Source organism: Streptomyces sp. QH1-20 (genome assembly GCF_041283565.1).
Classification (GTDB): Bacteria; Actinomycetota; Actinomycetes; order Streptomycetales; family Streptomycetaceae; genus Streptomyces; species Streptomyces syringius.
In genome coordinates this window covers 114,558-132,146 of the sequence record NZ_CP166300.1, presented here as the reverse complement: position 1 = coordinate 132,146, position 17,589 = coordinate 114,558, and the positions used below count along the sequence as shown (strand labels likewise).

The window sequence follows — 17,589 nt, the reverse complement described above, 5'->3', positions numbered from 1 at the left end:
GGCCCAACACCACGGGTGCGGCCTCGTTCAAGAGGAGCGGGGCAGGAGCGGCTTCCGCCCGTACGGCCGTCTCGGTAGCCCGGCGTGCTGACTGGCCCGGTGTCGCCCGGGTGGGCGCGCTCGGTCCCGCGTGCCGGTCGTCGGCGGGTTCCTCTCCGTCGACTCCAGCGGTGGGAGAGAGGGCATCAGCCTGGCCGTGCTCGTCGATCCACCGGGAATGACGGCGTACGGCAGCGAGTTCGACCGACTGCTCGCAGATCGGGGGCAGGGATGTGCCCGACTCGGTGCGCGGTTCGCCACCGTCTCGGGCGGATCTCTGCCTCTGCTCCGGCTCCGACCCGGAAGCGGTTCCGGGCTCCTCGCCCGGCGTGGGTGCGGGTGCACGATCAGAGGCGGAAGCGGGCGCAGCGGCGTCCACTGCAGCAGGCTCGCCGGCAGGCAGAGACACGGATGCGGTGCCACGTATCGAGGAGGGCTCGGTTACCGTCCTAGGCCCAGGAAGGGATACGGGTACGAGTTCGGCCGGCGAGGCGGCCTCAAAGGCATGTGCCGTCGAGCTTCCGGCTGTCAAGGGGGGCTCGGCGTCGCGTACGGACGCGGGCTCGGCGACCGCCACGAACTGGGTGTCCCGCACGAAGGCGGCCCCACGATCGACCGGCGGCACGTACTCACCACGATCAGCCGACACGGAAGGCTCGCACCCTGGCGTGTCCGTGGACTCGTGCGCCGGCGTGGCCCCACGGCCAGGCCTCGGCGCAGTCGCATCGCCTCGCACCACTGCCTCGTCGCTCACACCCGTCCGCGCGGACACAGAACTCCGCAAGGACGCGGCCGCATCACCAGCAGCGTCGACGGGCCTACGACCGGCCAGCGACACGGGCTTGGGGCCCCGTGCCGCCGCAGGCTCGCGGGTGGCCGATGGTGCCGTACCGCCCTCAGACCTGAACGCGGGCTCGCGGGTCGTGGTGGCCGGTGTCGATTCGACATCGCGTGCCGGGAGGGGCGAGGTGCCCGCGACCATGCGGTACAGAGTTCCCTGTGAAGCGGAGTCGAGGTTGCGTGCTGTGTCCTTCTGGTGCGGAGGTACGTCTCTGGCCCCGGCAACGAGCTGCGGAGCTCCGTCGGCCTCGGGAATGACACGCGTGGCTCCGTCGACCTGCGTCGCCGCGGCGTCGGCCTTGCGACGCCGGTTCCGGCGGAAACGGGGCCCGCCCGAGGCCGCCTCCTCCGGTCGGCTGCCGAGCCCGAACAGCAACCGGCGTCGTCGAGCCGGACCTTGATCCGGCTCTGGGTTCTCGCCCGCTTGACTTACCGGCGCGCCCGGGGCCCCGAGCTCGCCGCCTGTGCCCGCCGACGATTCGGTTGTGGACATGGACGGGACGGCCGTGTCCCCCACGCTTACCGGTGCGGTATCCGTCCCCTCGCGCGCCCCGGCCCCACGCGGGACGGCGGGACGCCAGTACAGGGCTGCGGGCGCGCGGTGGGCCGGGTTCCCGGTCGAGCTCCAAGCCGTCGCCCTGGGCCTGAACACCAGCGGTGGCTCAGGGCTGATGAGGGTCCTGAGCTCCCCGGAAAGCCGGTGATCCTGGAAGGAGGGGAGCCGGTCCGTCACCCGGCGGGAGTCGGTGACCGGGTACACCCCGGCCGCGATCACTCGTACCGTTTCCATCAGCGCCACCGGAACACGCCCGGCTGCCGCCGCAGCGCGACCGGCCTCGGTGGTCCGGTGCATGAGCTGATTCCCTAAGTTCCGTAAGGCCGGTCGATTTGGTCATCGAGACGCTGATTGATCTGCGTGATCTGGCGGATGTAGGCACGACGCTGGATGTGATCCATGTCGAGCAGTTCGTTGTGCGACCAGTGGAAGTGGTAGGCGATGTACGCGATCTCCGAACGCAGGTTCTCGGTCGCGTACACCGTCATTCCCCCAGGCGGCTCCCCAAGTCGACCTCGAATTCATGTCGGCAATCGGGGCACACGGTGGACGCGAGTGACGTACCGTCCAGATTGATCTTCTCGTAGAACTTCTGCAGAAACGCCAGATCTGCGGCGAAAAGACCCTCGATGATCCCGGCGTGAATGTCCGTCAGGTCACCCAATCGGGTTATCAGTCGACCGATGAGGACGACGGACAGGTAGGCCGGATTCTCGCGCACTCGCTGGTCGGTCAAGGGTAGGAGCTCGTCCCGCGCTGTGGCGAGACGCATGAATCCCTCGCGATGGACCGTTCCTTGTGAATCCACGTAACCGCGAGGAAGCGTAAATGGGAATTCTGTTTGGAGGGTCGCAGACCTGCTGGGCAGGCCTGCGGTCACCTGGGAATCGAGGGGCGCGGCCGATGGTGCCACAGCAGCCATGCCGATGGACCCCTCGGTCACACGCCCCCGCTTCACTTGGTCTCGTTCTCGCCGTTGTGGATGATCGTGGCCGAGTACGTCTCAGTACCTGAGTTCGGCCCAGCCGAGAGGCTGGGAGGGCTGATCTTTATGCACCGGGCCTGGATGAAGCTGCGCTTTTCTTCAGTCTTGTCCTTTCCGACCTCATCCTTTGTGATGATGGAGATGTTCTTGAACGCCTTCTCGTCGTTGCCCGTGGCGCCGGCGTCATTCAGCCACTGCTGCATGGCCTTGAGGTTGGCGTCGTCGCCCTGCTTCGAAGGGTCTCCCGCGAGGAACGTAACGGTAATTTCGCCATGCATGGCCTCGGTGGCAAAAGAGTTAGTCCGCAGGCGACCTTCGCTGTCAACGAAGGTCACAGTGCTGTGGTTGAATCCCTTATCCGGCCAGTTGACCTGAGTGAGTGCGGCAATCTGGATGCCGTCACACTGAATCGAGAAGCTATCGGCCACGGTTTCTCCTTGATCGGGTGATTATTTTTCGGGCGACAGAAGTCTGTTGCGTTTTATTCCGCGCTCGGCGACTCTTGGGCGATTCGGAACACGACGAACTCGGCAGGCTTGACGGGCGCCACACCGATCTCACAGATGACCTGACCCGCGTCGATGACCTCGGGCGGGTTGGTCTCCGCGTCACACTTGACGTAGAACGCCTCCTCCGGCGTGCTGCCGAAGAGGGCACCGTTCCGCCACTCGTTGGTGAGGAATGCGGCGATGTTGCGGCGGATGGTGGCCCACAGCCGCTCGTCGTTGGGCTCGAACACCGCCCACTGCGAGCCCAGGTAGACCGACTCCTCCAGGTAGTTGAAGAGGCGTCGGACATTCAGGTAGCGCCACGACGGGTCGCTGGAGAGGGTGCGGGCGCCCCACACGCGGATGCCACGGCCAGGGAAGCTGCGGATGCAGTTGACGCCAGCCGGGTTGAGCTGCTCCTGCTCACCCTTGGTGACCTGAATGCCGAGATCGAGGGCGCCGCGCAGCACCTCGTTGGCGGGGGCCTTGTGCACACCGCGGGCCTCGTCGCTGCGGGCCCACAGGCCGGCGACGTGGCCGGACGGCGGCATCAGGAAGCCCTTGCCGCTGGAAGGGTCGGCGACCTGGATCCACGGGTAGTAGAGCGTGGCGTACTTGGAGTCGAAGCCCGCCTCATTCTGGCGCCACTCGTAGACCTCGGTCGGGCCCATGTCCGGCAGCGGGTCGAGGATGGCCATGCGGTTGGCCATGTTCTCGCAGTGGTTGATCATAGCCATCTGGATGGCCTTGACCTGCTCGCGGCTGACGTTGCCGGCCTGGTAGGCGGCCATCAGGTCCGGAGCCATCACCATGGTGATGTCGTCGATGGCCTCAAGGCCGGACAGGCCGGTGCGGTCGTTGACCTTGCCGACGTACTTGCCGACGATGTCCTTGGCCACGACCTTGCCGCCCGCGGCGCCGCCCTTGGCAGCGGCCGACAGGGCCAGCGAAGAGGAGTCGGGCAGCGCGAGCGCGGCGCCGGCCGTCGGTGCCTCCTCCACCATGACGAACTTGGAACGCTCCTTGACCTGCGTCACCACGTACGCCGCCGAGGCCTTGTCGGCGGAGACGTCGAACGTCTCGGCGGCCGAACCGTCCACCTTGACGGTGAAGGTGAAGACGTCGTCCGAACCACCGTCGGCGGCCTTCGCCTTGTCGGCCGCGGAGCCGGTGGCCCGCTTGGCCTTGGGATCGGCGGGCTTCTTCTGCACGTCGACCGAGATGTCGCGGCCCGTCGCGGCCGGGAGGGCCGCCACCCGGAAGCCGCCGAGGACCTGCGCCGGGGCGGAGCCGACGGACTGGGCGCCCTCGACGGCGTCGCCGTTGGCTGACTGCCCGCCGACGCGGACGACGTAACAGGTGCCGCCGCCGTTGGAGAAGTAGCCGTAGACGGAGTGCGCGAGGTAGGAGCCCTCGATGAATTCACCGAACGTGTTGGTGAACTGGGCCCAGTTGGTGACCCGGACCGGCTCGTTGAGCGGGCCCTGCTCGGCGAATCCGACGAAGGCGGCTACTGCGGTGCCGACGCCCTCCACGGGGCGGGAGCCGCTCGTGCTCTCTTCCACAAATACGCCGGGGGACAGGTAGGTGGCCATCCAGCACTCCTTCTTGATGAGTTATCCCGAGGGTGAATCCAGTTAGCGGCCTGATCTGTCCGTCACGGGAAACCGTGAGAAAAGGAAACTGCTACCCATTGCCGGGGCTGGAGACGGTTCTCTTGCCGCACGATTGGCTGCTCATTGCCAGCTTCGGACCGTGGATTCTGTCCGTAAGCATCGTCGTGGATTCTATGCCGTGTCAAACGGGATCGGAGATCCGGGACGCCTGACGAGAATCTGTCTTCCGTGGTCTCGCGCGGATCAACCTTTGGCCTACGACGGGTCGTTACTCGCCGCCGAATTAGGTTGAATTATGGAAGATCGACCGCTGGATACAGGAGTCAACTTTCTTCACAGCTCCCCACGGAGCGCTCCCCCGAGACTGAGACCCGTGTACGCGTGCGCACGCTTCCCGTGCGGCCGGAACGAGACGAGGAGACACGTGGTGACCACCCCCGACCCCGAGGGCCAGTACAAGGCCCTGGAGAAGTTCGGCACGGACTTCACGGCAGCGGCCCGCGAGGGCAAGCTCGACCCGGTCATCGGCCGGGACCAGGAGATCCGCCGGGTGGTGCAGGTGCTCTCCCGGCGCACCAAGAACAACCCGGTGCTCATCGGTGAGCCGGGCGTCGGCAAGACCGCGGTCGTGGAGGGCCTGGCCCAGCGGATCGTGAAGGGCGACGTCCCGGAGTCCCTGAAGAACAAGCGGCTGGTCTCGCTGGACCTCGGCGCGATGGTGGCCGGGGCGAAGTACCGGGGCGAGTTCGAGGAGCGCCTGAAGACCGTCCTGGCCGAGATCAAGGCGAGCGACGGCCAGATCGTCACGTTCATCGACGAGCTGCACACGGTCGTCGGCGCGGGCGCCGGCGGCGACTCGGCCATGGACGCGGGCAACATGCTCAAGCCGATGCTGGCCCGGGGCGAGCTGCGGATGGTGGGCGCGACGACGCTCGACGAGTACCGCGAGCGCATCGAGAAGGACCCCGCCCTGGAGCGCCGCTTCCAGCAGGTCCTGGTCGCCGAGCCCACGGTCGAGGACACCATCGCGATCCTGCGCGGCCTCAAGGGCCGGTACGAGGCGCACCACAAGGTGCAGATCGCGGACAGCGCGCTGGTGGCGGCCGCCACCCTGTCCGACCGGTACATCACCTCCCGCTTCCTGCCCGACAAGGCGATCGACCTGGTCGACGAGGCCGCGTCCCGGCTGCGCATGGAGATCGACTCGTCCCCCGTGGAGATCGACGAGCTCCAGCGGGCGGTCGACCGCCTCCGTATGGAGGAGCTGGCCCTGTCCAAGGAGACGGACGCGGCGAGCAAGGAGCGGCTGGAGAAGATCCGCCGCGACCTCGCCGACAAGGAGGAGGACCTGCGCGGCCTCACCGCGCGCTGGGAGAAGGAGAAGGAGGGCCTGAACCGGGTCGGCGAGCTCAAGGAGCGCCTCGACGACCTGCGCGGCCAGGCCGAGCGCGCCCAGCGCGACGGCGACTTCGACACCGCCTCCAAGCTGCTGTACGGCGAGATCCCGACCCTGGAGCGCGAGCTGGAGGCGGCGTCCGAGGCCGAGCAGGAGGCCGCCAAGACCGCCGACACCAAGAGCAGCATGGTCAAGGACGAGGTCGGCGCCGACGACATCGCGGACGTGGTCGGCGCCTGGACCGGCATCCCCGCCGGGCGCCTCCTGGAGGGCGAGACGCAGAAGCTGCTGCGCATGGAGGACGAGCTGGGCCGCCGTCTGATCGGCCAGAGCGAGGCGGTCCGCGCGGTCTCGGACGCGGTCCGGCGTACCAGGGCGGGCATTGCGGACCCCGACCGCCCGACGGGCTCGTTCCTCTTCCTCGGCCCGACCGGCGTGGGCAAGACGGAACTGGCCAAGGCGCTGGCCGACTTCCTCTTCGACGACGAGCGGGCGATGGTCCGCATCGACATGTCGGAGTACGGCGAGAAGCACAGCGTGGCCCGTCTGGTCGGCGCCCCACCCGGGTACGTGGGGTACGAGGAGGGCGGCCAGCTCACCGAGGCCGTCCGCCGCCGCCCGTACAGCGTGGTCCTGCTCGACGAGGTCGAGAAGGCGCACCCGGAGGTCTTCGACGTCCTGCTCCAGGTCCTCGACGACGGCCGCCTCACCGACGGCCAGGGCCGCACGGTCGACTTCCGCAACACCATCCTGGTGCTGACGTCGAACCTGGGCAGTCAGTATCTGGTGGAGCCGCTGACCTCCGAGGACGAGAAGAAGCAGCAGGTCCTGGAGGTGGTGAGGGCGAGCTTCAAGCCCGAGTTCCTGAACCGCCTGGACGACCTGGTGGTCTTCTCGGCGCTCACCAAGGACGAGCTGGCGCACATCGCCGAGCTCCAGATCGCCCGCCTCGCCAAGCGCCTGGCCGACCGCCGCCTCGCCCTGGAGGTCACCCCCGAGGCCCTGGCCTGGCTGGCCGACGAGGGCAACGACCCGGCCTACGGCGCCCGCCCCCTGCGCCGCCTCATCCAGACCGCCATCGGCGACCGCCTCGCCAAGGAGATCCTGGCGGGCGAGGTCAAGGACGGCGACACGGTCCGCGTCGATGTCACGGAGGACGGTCTCCTGATGACGCGCGGCGGAGCTTGCGCCGGGGAGACCGACGACGCCGCGTGAGCCCGATCTCGCCTCTTTCCCGCCCGATTTGACCGCACCCTGGTCACGATCCGTTTCAAGGCCGGCGTCCCGGTGTCGGCCCTGACCCCTGAGGTCCGGCTTGTGCATTCGAAGCGGTCGGACAGCGAGCCCTGGAAAAGGGACAACGCGGAAGCGCGGTAGGGCAATTGTCGCTGCGGCGTCCGGGGCGGACCGCTCCGGCTCTTCCCCGGTTCAGGCCGGCCGTAGGTGCCGCGCCCCTGGCGGGCCCGGCCAGGCCATGACGCGGACCAGGGCGGCGTAGGTCGGGGAGTGCTGGAGCTCGATCTGGCGGTCCAGCGCGGCGAGGACCGACACGGCTTCGGCCACCAGCGCCTTTCCGTCGGTGATCGCCTTCCGGTACTTTTCGTCGCGCTGCTCCTTTCCGGACCGCTGCAGCTTCTCGATCCCTCGGCGCAAGGCTTCCAAGGTGTCCGCCGCGGCTGCCCTACGGGCTTTCAAGTGGTCGGTGCCGTGGTCGCGCACCGCCTTGAGCATGCTCCAGGCATCCGGGACCTCGTCGATCCGGCAGATCATGCGGGTCAGGCCCTCCCGGCCGGGGCCGGGCCGGGCCAGCGACAACTTGGGCTCCAGGAGGCCGCGTAGCTTGGCCCGTTGGGCCGTGGTCAGCCCCAGCACGGCCGGTACGGCGGTGTCGGCCCGGCTGGTGGCGGGGTGAAGACCGTAGGCGAGGAGCACCTTCATCACCTCGATGTCCTCGGCGCGGCGGGTGACCAGGTCATAGGCCGCCTCCACCCGACGAGTGCCCTTCCGGCCGTAGACGCAGCCCTGCCGTAGCCATTTGTTGAGGCCCGTGTGCTTGGTCTGCTCGATCCTGGCCTCTTCTTCACGGATGCCGGACAGATAGGCCACAGCGCCACCGGCGCGGGCCGCGCGCAAGATGGTCAGGTGTTCCGCGACGAGCGCGTCTCGCTCCTCCACCCGGGGCTCGTCGTGCGTGCGGGCCGGGCTGTTGAGTATGGCGGTGAGCTGTTCCTCGTCCGCGCCCCACAGCCCGGCCTTGAAGGAGAGCGTGACCGCTCGGGACACGGCCTGGCGCTCATGCTCTGCCGCGTGCGCCTCATCCGCCGCCGCCTTCGCGAGCCACGCCCCGACCGAGTTAGTGACGGCCACGACCTTCTGTCCCCGCGCGATGCCGTCCCGGAGGTGGAATGGGTCACGCCATACGGCTCCTGCCGTCGGCGCGGCCTTGAGCAGCCGGTGCGCCGTGGTGACGGCTTCGGGAGTGAACCGGCTGAGATCAGGCGCTGCGGCCCCCGTGTTCACGGCGGCGCGCGCGATGTCCGCAACCGGCTTGGCCTTGAGGTACGCGAGCTCGGTGTCGGTGCAGACATGTGTGCGCCCGACCGCGGCGAGGAGGCTCCTGGCGTCGGCAGACTTCTGCGCCACCTCCCTCTTTCGCAAGGCCCGGTGAGCGTGAGTGTCCCGGGAGCGAGTCCAGCGGGACAACCGCTCCAACAGGGTCTTGTCCGCGTCCCGGCGCGCAGCCTGCCGCCCCAACTCCTCGGCGTAGTCGCAGGCCGCGGTTCGGAACGTGTTGAGGTCGCCCCACTGCGCGGCGGTGTCCAGGAGCATTCCCTGCTGCCAGGCGCTCTTGGAGAGGACACCGCCCTCGCGTGGTTGTGGTCCCAGAGCGAGCATCAGCCCGGCGGTGCGGGCGTCGATGTGATCCACCTGTGCGGCCCAGTCCTCCCGGGCGAGGCGCCTGAGGATCAGTTGATGGTGCGACTGCGCCCCACCGGTTGCGCTCAGGTGCCCGCGCTGCTGCCGCGGCTGTCGCGTGCCGACGTATTCGCCCATGCTGCCTTTCTCCTGCTTCCACGTGCCTGTTGAACTGCGGCCCTCATTACTCACTACTCATTACCGCGGTGGTCTCATCACGGAACACCGTCTGCGCCGACACCGTAGGGGTCCCGGGCTTCCCCGGAGCCTGGCGGCAGAGCGAGGAGCTTGCCGGTCCAGTACCGTAGGGCCACGCGCTCGAGCGGGGACAGGCGTGCGGCGAACGCGGTGGCCAGGTCGGGCTTTCTCGGTGTTCATGCGACGCCGCTCTGCGGATTCCCGGGAAGCCAGCGCCAACTGGGCCTCGGTATTTTCGGACGGCTGGATGAAGGGCGGCGCTACAGAGGGATCTTTGAACGTCTTGTCGATCGTTCCAGAGCCCTGCTCGCCGAGAGCCAGCCGGAAACTCGCCGAAAGCCAGCCGGAAAGCGGACACACACGTGGCAAGGTCGTCTCCGACGTGCCGCTCTCCGCCGATCATCCCGGCGACCCGAGCCGGGGCCATGACGTGCTGGAGGTGCTCGACGGCTTCAGCACGGGGCGTGCGACCGTCTTCGGGTGACGGCGCACCTGCCGACGGCCTGGTGGACGTGGCCACGATCGCTGACGCCCTGGGGCAGGGACGGGAAAGCTCGCGGTGGAACGGGTGCGCCACCGCGCCTATGCCCTGCACGCGAAGGGCTGGCTGAAGCGGGAGGAGGGCCTGTTCAGGCCAGCCGCGAGCCCAGTCGGCGATCGGGCCAGTGCCAGCGCTCCCCGGCAATCCGGCGGGGGAGCGCACCCGCGGCGGTGTGTTCCGCCAGAAAAACAGCGACGGCGACCGGATCCTCGCCACGAGCCTCAACCGCCGCCGCATCTGCGGACTCGACACCCTCGCCGAACTGTTCGGCGTCTGCAAGAGCACCCTCTGGAACGCGACCCGCGATGTCCTGCCGATCCTCGACGATCGCCGCATCGACATCACCCCTGCCTGAACTTCCCCTCCTTGAGTAGGGCCCAGAAACTCTCCGCAGCGGAATTGTCGGAGCAAGATCCCGTGTGTCCGCAGTTTTGCCGGCGCCCCAACTCGCTTATTGCAGCAGAAAGGGGAAGGTTCACCAGACGCCGCACCCGCACAGGACCACCACCCGCCGCCCGTCGACCGGCACGTCGGCCAACGTCCGGCAGTGATAGCCGTGCATGCGCTCCGAAGGAGCCTCGCACACCCGGTAGACCGCGGCCACCTCCGGAGTCCGTGGCCACACCAAGATCCGCTCACACTCGTCGGACACGCCCTCAACGACCAGTGGCGCCAGACCGAAAACACCATCCGCATAAGCTCGTTGACACCTCGCAGACGATGTCAACGAGCCTGATGACGTTCCGCTACCACGAAAATGCGACAGGGCCGTTAACTTGACACACCCACCTGCTGGAGGAGCTGGGTCCCCTGCAGGGTCCGGGTGTTTGTCGTGCTCTGTGACGATCCTTCCTCACGGATCAGGTTCTTCGTCCGCAGCGCGGCAACATGGTGTTGGGTGGTGGCGTAACTGATTTTCAGGATGGCGGCAAGTTCTCCGGTGCTGCGCGGTCGGTCGAGCTGCCGCAGGATATCCAGCCGCTGCTGCTGGATTTGAAGCTGCTGTTCCAGCACTGCGGCCTCGATGCTACCGATTGTCTGTCTGCGTCGGAGGAGCTGAGTCCCCTGCGGGGTCCGGGAGTTTGTCGTGTTTCGTCCAGATTTTGTTTCGGTGGTCAGGCCCGCCCCCCGCAGCGCGGCAAGATGGCGATCGACGGTGGCGGAGCTGATTTTTAGGGCTGTGGCAAGTTCTCTGATGCGGCGCGGCTTGTCGAGCTGCTCCAGGATGTCCAGCTGCTGCTGCTGTTTCAATACTGCGGCCTCGAAGGTGCTATCGGCCAGGGACGGCAACAGCGGCAGCCCCGGCCCGGCCCAATACGTCTTGGACTGGGTACGGTTGGGCGCGACGTTCTTCTCGGGCATGCGCCACACCTGGCGGTTGGCCGGCCCGTGAAGGTGGGGCGGGTTCGCGATGGCGTCCTTGTTGAGTGCGTAGATCTCCTGCCACCTGGCCGCGTTACCGAGTTCGCGATAGGCGACCGACCGCAGAGTATCGCCCGGCTGCACTGTGTAGGTGGGGGCGACTTCCAGGGTGGGGGAGGCCCCGGCCGGTGCGCCGGTCGCGTTCGCATAACCGGGCGGAGCCCACGCTGAGGTCCGGAGCTGGGAATGAACGGGGTCCGGCTCGGGCATGTGCCACACTTGCCCGACGACTGCCGGGAGGTATTCCTGGCCACCTTCCAAGGGGCCGATGACGTGCCTATTGAGGGCATAGATCTCCGTCCACCTGTCCCGGTCATAGAGTTCGTAGTACGCGACGTCCCGCAGAGTGTCGCCCGACTGCACCGTGTAGACGGGGACGACATCGAGGGTGAGGGGGACCCCGATAGGGGATTCCACGGTTTTGGTTTCCTCTGCCTGGGCATGTGCAAGAACCTTGCCCTTGTCATCAAGCAGGGTGGCGGAGGTGTCCCGCGTCGGCGTTATAGCGATTTTGACAATCCGCCCGACGTACTTTATGTGGAAGCGTACGCGCGGGTGAAGAACCAGGTCCGCGGCCTCGCCCAGCAGGCCGCGGAAGGCCACGTCGACCGTCGGGAGGGGCTGGCCCGCTACCGGGGACACCGTAGGTGCGCCCCCGACGGCCGCTGTGGCCGTCGCTTCCGGGACGCCGGGGGCTCTGACCGAGAACCGCACCGTGCGATCGGCGGGACGCGACTTCATGGCCGGTTCGTACCAGGAGGGTCGGGTCACCAGTTGGGCGCCTTCGCGGTAGTCGAGGGCATGGCGTGGCGCTTGGGAGGTGAATTCTGCAGTGGCCCTGTCCCTGGTGCTGAACTTCTCCATCTTGATCAGTCTGTTGGATCTCGGATTCTGCCGATACCTGGCCAACCAGGCGTCTATGGGCAGGATGAGCGGGCCGTCGACCCCGTCCATCTTGCCGGCGAACTGGCCGGCTGAGAGGTCGAACACCCAATCCGTGCTTGTTTTCTTTCCCACCCTGCTGCCGATCACCACGAAGTGATTGTTGTTCATGGTGGGGCCGCCGTTGTCCCAGATGTCCATACCGGCGTAGCGGATGTTGGTGAAGCCCTCACTCTCTGCGAACTCGGCGACCGGCTTCATCAGCTTTTCGCAGTTCTCACTGGGCTTCAGCATCAATGGGCCGATCTCCCCGTGGTCGCGGGCGGAGGCCAGCAGACTATCCGACAGGCGGCTTTGACTGACGGTGAGTTCCGCCAGTCCGTCGTCCAATCGGTGCATGGACTCGATGCGGAACTCCGGGGCGTCCGCGTGCACGTATACCCGCACTGGTCGGCGGCTTACCTGCACCGGTCGGCCGCTGTAGGCGGCCAGCGTCCACCCCCCGTCCCCGTCGAACTTCAGGCCCAATTGGTCAAGGTCGAACTCGACGTAGCCGGGGCTCAGACGGGGGTTGACGCCTGCGTTGTTGAGACCGGCCATCCGGCCTTGGCCCGTGGAGGTCATGGCGTGCAGCATCTGCGTGCCGTCGGCGCTGACGATCCCCACCCGCTCGCCGACCGGGATGAGTCTCAAGCTCTCGGAGTTGGCGACCGCTTTCATCTCCGGTCCACCGAGGAACTCACTGAATCGGTCCGCCCGGGTCGCCGCACGCAGCCGCGAAACTTCCGCCGCTGTGGTGACTTGGGAAAGCTCCTCCACCCGGAGCACCGCGTCCCAGCACACGTCGCTCTTTTGGAACGCCTTCTTCACCAGGGTCTCGTCGCTGGCGAGGGCTGAGGCAAAGCCGGCCACGCGTTCCCTGGGCGTCCTCCCTGGCAGCCCACCCGGGATGCCCCACTTGATCCGGTTGATCAGGCACGTTTCTCGGCCGGTGGTGACCACCCACCGGAGCTTCTTGGCCGCGGCGGCCTTCGCCGCCGGTGCCGCTTTGACCAGCAACCTCGCCGTCGCGCCGACGTCCAGTGCCATGCCGGCGATGGCGAAGACCATGCCCAGGGCGGCGTCTTCCTCTGCGGCGCGGCGCTCCTCTCCGCGGTCGGCGACCTCGCCCAGCTGCCGCTGGAAAACGGAAGAGGCGATACTGGCACCGCCGGCGACCAGGCTGACGGCCAGTGCCGCACCGCCCGTCAGGCCGAGCGCCACGAGCGTGGCCAGGTTGCACACAGCGGACGCCAGGTTGCGCCTAAACCGCAGGTCCGCATCCCGCCGCTGTTCCTCAGGTGTGTACGACAGCGCGTCCATGTCCGTGCGGACCGTGGTCAGGCCCGCCTCCCACAGGTCCTCATACACCTGGCCCGACTTGCGGAAGGAGAAAGCCGAATAGTAGCGGAAGAACCCATGCGTGCCGAGTCGCTTCGACCCGGTGGGGAGCTCGTCATCGGTATTCCGGGGGAAATGCCATGAAGAACTCGGCCGGAAGTCGACGCTGGAAGCCCGACCGCTCTCATAGGCGGACAGGTGTGCCCGGACGAACTGCTCCCACCCCACGGGAATGGACATCGCCGGGAGGAGCCTCGCCTCACCAGTGGCAACCGACACGATCAGATAGGTTTTGCCCGTGCGTCTCGTGTACTTCTCCTGTGAGAGGTCGAGGCTGTACGGGAATGCGACGAGGTTAGGCACCACCTGTCCATTGAAGATGACCAGGCGAGCCTCACCTTCCTCACTGGCCATCGCTTCGGTCACCGCGTTCGACAGGTGAGAGCCGTCCCGCGATGTGGCGAAATGCCGCGCGAGGGCACCCATCACGCGATGGCGAGCGTAGCTTAGGAAGCGGGACTTGACCTGCGGCGTATCGATCACCTTGAGTGCGTCTTGCAGGATCCTGTCACCGACCTGCTGACGTACGTCATTACTGAGCACCGCTTCCCACAGAGCCGTCGACATGCCACCCGGCCTGTTGACGAGAGTGAGCCTCCATCCGCTGCGGGTCAGGTCGTTCTCGCGCTGGATCTCGCCGAGCACCACTTGACGCACCGTAAAGATGCGTGTCTGGCGCGTGGTATTCGGGAGTTCCAGACCCGTGGCCGGGCTGCTTGGACGGTACAAGACGCTGACCGGCGCGTCGAGATTCACTGTTTGCGCTTCAGCCAGGCCGCTCTTTGCCTCCAGTCCCTCACGGATCGCCCGGTCGACCATCTCCGAGGCCGTGGCCTGCTGCTCCGGGGAGATGCGGGTTCCCCGAAGCTGCTCATCGAGCTCCTTGAACGAGTTCTCCTGCCCCGGGGCAGTTTTCGTGGATCCCTCCCGGCCGCCGCTGAGGTCGTCCGTGCTGCGCTTGCTGCGGCGTGTCCCGGTCTCTGGTTCGGCCGCCGACTGGTGTGGTGCCTGGTGGCCCGGGTCGGGCAGCTTGGCTGTGGTGGGAGAGTTGGTCACCAACCATCCCAGGGGATTCTGGCGCCCCCCCCAGATGGAGTCCCGCTTCGGGGAGCGGGTGACCTTGTGGGGGTTTCCGACAATGATGTGGGCGAGATTGGTGAGCGATTCCCTGCCAGGGTCGTAGTAGCTGGTGTGGTGGTCTGTCCGGCTGGAGCCGGGGCTGGGGGTGTATTCGCTCTTGAGGCGCGTGACGTGGCCGGTGCGGTCGAAGTTGACGTGGGTGGGGTCGGGGCCGAAGTGGTTGGAGTTGCTGACGTCGTCCTTGGTGTGGGCGGCGGCAAAAATGCGCCAGGGGGCGATGGCGAGGTCTTCGGCTGTGCCGCCGGTGCCGGGACTGCCGAAGAGGACGAGGTAGTCAGCCTCTCCGCCGCCCAGAGGCTCGCGTGTGTAGCCGGCGCGGGCCTGGTTGAGAGAGCGCTTGAAAATGGATCCCCCGGGCTTCCAGGCGAACTGGCCGGCCGAGAAGCCGGAGGGGTCCGTCGCAACCTGGGCCACCTTCACGGCCCTCTTCAAGGCTTCTGCCGCAGCCTCAGTCTTGTCGCCGTTCTTCATGTATGTCTGGACGCCAGCGGTGACAGGGTTGATCTGAACGGCCTGGTGGAGCAATTCCCGGACGAAGCCGTTGACGGCGCCCTTGGCCGCACCCGCGATGCCGCCGGGCGCGGTGGGCTTCCTGAGGGCATTGCCGACGACGACACTCCCGTAGCTGTGGGGGTTGAGGGTGATCTGGGGCCGTTCGGGCAGCTTGGCGACCTTGCGGGCGGCGCTGTCCCTCCACAGGGTCCCCCAGTGGGCGAGGTCGCTGATGAGGAGCCTGGAACCGGCCTGGGCGAGCTCGTCGCTGAGGACCTCGCCCTTGCCCTTGCGGATGTCGCGGGGAGCCCTGTACCCCTGCCAGGCGACGACTGCGACGTTCGTCTCAGGGGCGACCCTGAGACACTCGTCGTAGACGGCCCGGGCGCGGTCGATGAACTTCTGGAGGTTGGAGGGACCGCTGCCCATGCCGGGGACCAGGATGCCGACATGGGTGGCGGTCTCGATGTCGCCGATGGCGACGGCCATCCGGCCCACACCCTCGAAGTCCCGCTCATAGGACAGGATACGCTGCGTGATCTTGGATTCGGTCAGGCCTGCGACGACCTTGCTGAGATGATCGGCGTTAGCTTCCAGATCCGCGGGCGCTGGCTTTCCAGCAGTGGCCCCGGACCGGAACGTGTCCCGGCCTAGGCCGGGCTCGTTACCGACGAGCACATCGACAACGTCGCTCGCGAGGTCCCCTACGTCGCGGTGGGAGAGCTGTGGCTCGACAGAGGCGGGATCTTCCGGCGTCGGCTGCTTCGATTTCGCCACGAGTTCTTTCATGTCCGCCACCAGAGCTCTCAGGTTGCTCACATGAAGTGCAGCGAAGCTGTGGGCCCGGGCGGGGGCGGACTCGTCGGCCGGCTCCATCACCTCGGCAGGAGGCACGCCGGGCGCCCCCTCATGCACAGTACCGGGCGCCAGAGACGCCGCCCAGGTTCCCAAAGCCGCTGCTGCACCCGCCGCCCCAGAAATACTCTGCGCGGACGCAGGGACAGCCCTGTGGGCGGGCGCGGGCTCCTGCTTCCCGCCCCGGGGTGACGGCGCTTGAGCGTACTGAGGCATGTGTGTCCTTTACCTCACAGCCCGGTCGAACGAGTACTGGAGTTCGTCGATCTGAGCGGGGGAGGAGTCGATTTCCATACGGAGGTGCGATGCTGCTTCGTCCGCGAGGTCGATGGCCTTGTCGGGCAGGAAGCGCGTAGCGATGTACCGGTCCGAGGGCGCTGCGGCCGCGACCAGAGCGCTGTCCGCGATCTGCATCTTGCGGCGCGCCTCGTAACGTCCCTTCAAGCCACGCAGAGTCGCGCTCGAGTCCTCCGCCGAGGGTTCGTGGAGAACTTGCCGGAAACGGCATTCCGGCGCCGGGTACGCCTCGATGCGCTCACAGTGCCCGTCCCGCGTCGTCGCGCCGATCATGCGCGGCTCGCGGCCGGGCAGCATCGGCTTGAGCATGTTTCCCGCGTCCATCGCCGAATCCCCGATGGCGCCGGTCCCGACAGTCAGGTGCAATTCAGCGATGAAGGTAACGACTTCACCGTCGCTCTCTTTGCTCCCGTCCGGGACCGCTTTCAACCGCCCCGCGAACTCTCCACGGTATTTCGCGCCCGCCAACATCGAGCCGAGGTCCAGCGACACCCGCCGCTTGTTCTTCAGCGGCTCCGGCACGTCCCCCTTGACGATGCGCTGCGCGAGCCCCTCGACGACGGCCGTCTTACCGACGCCGGGGTCACCGACGAGCACCGGGTTGTTCTTCGTGCGCCGTGAAAGGGCCTGCGCCACCCGGCGGATCTCCTGGTTCCGGCCGATGACCGAGTCCAGCGTCCCGTTACGTGCAGCCGTGGTGAAGTCCGTACCGAACCTCCCCAGTGCTTCGCACTGGTCGTCCGCTCCGGAAGTGGTCACCGGTTCTCCTCGTCTCGCTCCGGTCCGCACGGCATATCCCACATGCGCCACGTACACCGTCGGGTCTTAGTCTCGAGGGCACACTCCGCGCGAAATGGTGGAGAAAGTTGACTCCTTGTATCCACAGGGCGACTCTGGTGCGCAATTACGGAGTGTGAGGGGAATGGTGCTGTGCTGTCAGGGGCCCGGCCTCGTGCCCTGGGTGCAACGACGTGCGGCAGCGTCGCCTTGACGGTGACTGCAGGTCCGGCGGATTACGCACCAGAGTCGCCCTGACGGCCGGACCAGTTCAAGAAGTCCGCCATCAGGTCATGACCAGCAATATCGGGAAGGTCTGACGACAGCGGCGATACCGTCCAGTACGGAGGTATCGGTTGACCGGAACGTCGAATAATCTTGGTCTGATAGCGTGGTGACGGCGCGTCAACATGCCCGGATCATAAGAGGCCTTGCATGCGCTATCACGAGGCTGACAATTTGGTCACGTACGTTACGGATGCAGGGCAACACAATCCCCTAGCGGGGAGGCGCCTCGGCGGCGCACGGATTCAACCATGACCTACCCGACCGTCGGTTCAGCTGTCGAAATAAAAGTTCGCCGCGGCGGCATTCACAGTAACCGTCATGTCATCCTCGGTAATATGGGGTAGAGGCGCCAACGGACTACAGGGAGTTAGTCATGTATGGGATGAGAGCACCAAAAGAATATCGCCCCGGTCGTCAGCAA

General features: G+C 67.0%; 8 protein-coding genes and 2 pseudogenes. 3 read left to right on the top strand and 7 right to left on the bottom strand.

The genetic code is table 11. From position 1 onward, the window contains the following. Positions 1–1,743 precede the first annotated feature (1,743 nt). The 4 genes from AB8O64_RS35975 to AB8O64_RS35960 are packed head-to-tail and all read right to left on the bottom strand — an operon-like array spanning position 1,744 to position 4,503. A complete protein-coding gene (locus tag AB8O64_RS35975; protein WP_370424170.1) occupies positions 1,744–1,917 on the bottom strand; it encodes a DUF6760 family protein in 174 nt (57 codons plus the stop codon). A gap of 2 nt (positions 1,918–1,919) precedes the next feature. Then, on the bottom strand, positions 1,920–2,357 hold the full coding sequence (locus AB8O64_RS35970) for a hypothetical protein (protein WP_370424169.1): 438 nt from the start codon (positions 2,355–2,357) through the stop codon (positions 1,920–1,922). 32 nt (positions 2,358–2,389) lie between these two features. Further along, complete coding sequence (locus tag AB8O64_RS35965; protein WP_370424168.1) at positions 2,390–2,848, bottom strand: hypothetical protein; 459 nt, start codon at positions 2,846–2,848, stop codon at positions 2,390–2,392. Between the two features lie 53 nt (positions 2,849–2,901). Then, positions 2,902–4,503, bottom strand: coding sequence for a phage tail sheath family protein (locus AB8O64_RS35960; protein ID WP_370424167.1), 1,602 nt, complete (start codon positions 4,501–4,503; stop codon positions 2,902–2,904). A gap of 448 nt (positions 4,504–4,951) precedes the next feature. Between AB8O64_RS35960 and AB8O64_RS35955 the strand changes: the two are divergent. Further along, positions 4,952–7,135: pseudogene (locus AB8O64_RS35955) on the top strand (ATP-dependent Clp protease ATP-binding subunit); the annotation flags it as partial. 213 nt (positions 7,136–7,348) lie between these two features. Here AB8O64_RS35955 and AB8O64_RS35950 read toward each other — a convergent pair. Further along, complete coding sequence (locus tag AB8O64_RS35950; RefSeq protein WP_370424166.1) at positions 7,349–8,974, bottom strand: hypothetical protein; 1,626 nt, start codon at positions 8,972–8,974, stop codon at positions 7,349–7,351. Positions 8,975–9,206: 232 nt separating this feature from the next. Between AB8O64_RS35950 and AB8O64_RS35945 the strand changes: the two genes are divergently transcribed. Both AB8O64_RS35945 and AB8O64_RS35940 read left to right on the top strand, forming a co-directional pair. Beyond that, a complete protein-coding gene (locus AB8O64_RS35945; RefSeq protein ID WP_370424165.1) occupies positions 9,207–9,518 on the top strand; it encodes a hypothetical protein in 312 nt (103 codons plus the stop codon). A gap of 229 nt (positions 9,519–9,747) precedes the next feature. After that, positions 9,748–9,930, top strand: a complete 183-nt coding sequence (locus AB8O64_RS35940; RefSeq protein WP_370424163.1) for a hypothetical protein — start codon at positions 9,748–9,750, stop codon at positions 9,928–9,930. Between the two features lie 416 nt (positions 9,931–10,346). Here AB8O64_RS35940 and AB8O64_RS35935 read toward each other — a convergent pair whose 3' ends face one another. Further along, positions 10,347–15,845: an alpha/beta hydrolase gene (locus AB8O64_RS35935; protein ID WP_370424162.1), complete on the bottom strand. Its 5,499-nt coding sequence runs from the start codon at positions 15,843–15,845 to the stop codon at positions 10,347–10,349. Between the two features lie 198 nt (positions 15,846–16,043). Continuing rightward, positions 16,044–16,880 (bottom strand): annotated as a pseudogene (locus tag AB8O64_RS35930) (AAA family ATPase); the annotation flags it as partial. Positions 16,881–17,589: the final 709 nt, after the last annotated feature.

Coding starts and splice junctions, on each gene's coding strand:
- AB8O64_RS35950 (WP_370424166.1), bottom strand. CDS start 8,974: ATGGGCGAATACGTCGGCACGCGACAGCCGCGGCAGCAGCGCGGGCAC.
- AB8O64_RS35970 (WP_370424169.1), bottom strand. CDS start 2,357: ATGGCTGCTGTGGCACCATCGGCCGCGCCCCTCGATTCCCAGGTGACC.
- AB8O64_RS35960 (WP_370424167.1), bottom strand. CDS start 4,503: ATGGCCACCTACCTGTCCCCCGGCGTATTTGTGGAAGAGAGCACGAGC.